This is a genomic window from Micromonospora globispora (assembly GCF_003857015.1).
In the GTDB taxonomy this organism is placed as follows: Bacteria; Actinomycetota; Actinomycetes; order Mycobacteriales; family Micromonosporaceae; genus Micromonospora; species Micromonospora globispora.
The window spans coordinates 1-1,965 of sequence record NZ_QGGF01000493.1 but is presented as its reverse complement, the minus strand read 5'-3'; the positions used below and the strand labels follow the sequence as shown (position 1 = coordinate 1,965).

At 72.5% G+C, this 1,965-nt stretch carries 2 protein-coding genes; both read left to right on the top strand.

Features of this window, described 5'->3' with window-relative positions:
- The first annotated feature begins 281 nt into the window (after positions 1 to 281).
- Positions 282 to 650 (top strand): iron-sulfur cluster insertion protein ErpA, encoded by a 369-nt coding sequence (gene erpA / locus DKL51_RS26430; protein WP_109944882.1) that lies wholly within the window; start codon positions 282 to 284, stop codon positions 648 to 650.
- A gap of 226 nt (positions 651 to 876) precedes the next feature.
- Complete coding sequence (locus DKL51_RS26425; protein WP_124812620.1) at positions 877 to 1,854, top strand: carbohydrate kinase family protein; 978 nt, start codon at positions 877 to 879, stop codon at positions 1,852 to 1,854.
- Positions 1,855 to 1,965 lie beyond the last annotated feature (111 nt).

Genomic DNA, 1,965 nt, shown 5'->3' with positions numbered 1-1,965 from the left:
GCCTGGTGGAGCACTTCGGCGGCGAGGAGCAGGGCGGGCTGGAGGCGGCGATGGGCCGCCCCGCCGAGGGGCTGCGGGCGCTGGGCGCCCGGCTGGCCCGGCAGTGGAGCCGGTGAACCCGCCGCTGGCCTGCGGCGCCGGTCACGCCGTACCGGTCACGCCACCCGGGTGAGTCCGGCCAGGGCGGCGTACGATCGGATCTGGACCACACCGGGAATCACTGGGCGACGAGCGACGTTGGCCAGTGCGTCCGGACCCATACCGCGCAGGGAGATTTCCACGTGACCACGCCAGCGCAGACCGAGTCGACCGAGGCCCAGGCCCCTACTTCCGTCGTCCTCACCGACGTCGCGGCGCAGAAGGTCAAGGCCCTGATCGAGCAGGAGGGCCGCGACGACCTGCGGCTCCGCGTCGCCGTGCAGCCGGGCGGCTGCTCCGGCCTGCGGTACCAGCTCTTCTTCGACGAGCGGTCGCTCGACGGTGACATCGTCACCGACTTCGGCGGCGTCGAGGTCGTCGTCGACCGGATGAGCGCCCCGTACCTGGCCGGCGCGACGATCGACTTCGCCGACCGGATCGACGCCCAGGGCTTCACCATCGACAACCCGAACGCCGGCAACTCCTGCGCCTGCGGCGACTCCTTCAGCTGAGTCGACCCCCGCGCCGAGCCGGCCGGCCCGGACGGGCCGGCGGGTGACGTGACGAAACGGCGGGACCACCCTCACGGGGTGGTCCCGCCGTTTTTCGTGCGTGCGGGTGTCCTGGCGGTGTCGTCCGGGTATGCGTAGGTCGACCGGTTGTCGACCGACCGGCGACCGACGCCCGGACCCGACCGGTAGTCTGACCCGCGCCGTGCTCCCGACCCCGAGGGTTGACATGAAGATCGCCGTGACCGGCTCGATCGCGACCGACCACCTGATGAGCTTCCCCGGTCGCTTCGCCGACCAGCTCATCGCCGACCAGCTGCACAAGGTGTCGCTGTCGTTCCTCGTGGACGAGCTGGTGCTGCGCCGAGGCGGGGTGGCGGCCAACATCGCCTTCGGCATGGCCCAGCTGGGGCTGCGCCCGGTGCTGCTGGGTGCGGTCGGGCCCGACTTCGCCGACTACCGGTCCTGGTTGGAGCGGCACGGGGTCGACTGCGACTCGGTGCACGTCAGCGAGATCGCGCACACCGCCCGCTTCGTCTGCACCACCGACACCGACATGTGCCAGATCGCCTCCTTCTACGCCGGGGCGATGAGCGAGGCGCGCAACATCGAGCTGGCCCCGGTGGCCCAGCGGCTCGGCGGTCTGGACCTGGTACTGGTCGGCGCGAACGACCCCGAGGCGATGATCCGGCACTCGGCCGAGTGCCGGGAGCGCGGTTACGCCTTCGTCGCCGACCCGTCCCAGCAGCTCGCCCGGATGGACGGCGAGGACGTGCTCGGCCTGATCGACGGCGCCGATTACCTGATGACCAACGACTACGAGAAGTCCCTGCTGCAGAGCAAGGCGGGGCTCACCGACGCGCAGCTGCTGGACCGGGTCAAGGTCCGGGTCACCACGCTGGGCAAGGACGGCGCGGAGATCGCCGGCCGGGATTTCGAGACGATCCACGTTCCGATCGCCCGGGAGATCCAGGCCGTCGACCCGACCGGCGTCGGGGACGGCTTCCGGGCCGGCTTCTTCACCGCCCTCTCCTGGGGGCTTGGCCTGGAGCGGGCCGCCCAGGTCGGTTCGCTGCTCGCCACGCTGGTGCTGGAGACCGTCGGCACCCAGGAGTACGAGGTGCGCCGCGACCTGTTCGTGAAGCGCCTCGCCGAGTCGTACGGCGACGCGGCCGCCGAGGACGTCCGGCCGCACCTGCTGCCGTGACCGCCGCACCGGACCCGGCCCATCCCGCGGTCTCCGCCGGCGTGGACCCGGGCGCGGTCCGCCCCGGCGACGCCGCGGCCGCCGGCCGGGTGCTGGTCGCCTTCGCCGGCC

Excerpts from the sequence above, each read along its gene's own strand:
- DKL51_RS26425 (WP_124812620.1), top strand. The coding sequence starts at position 877 with ATGAAGATCGCCGTGACCGGCTCGATCGCGACCGACCACCTGATGAGC.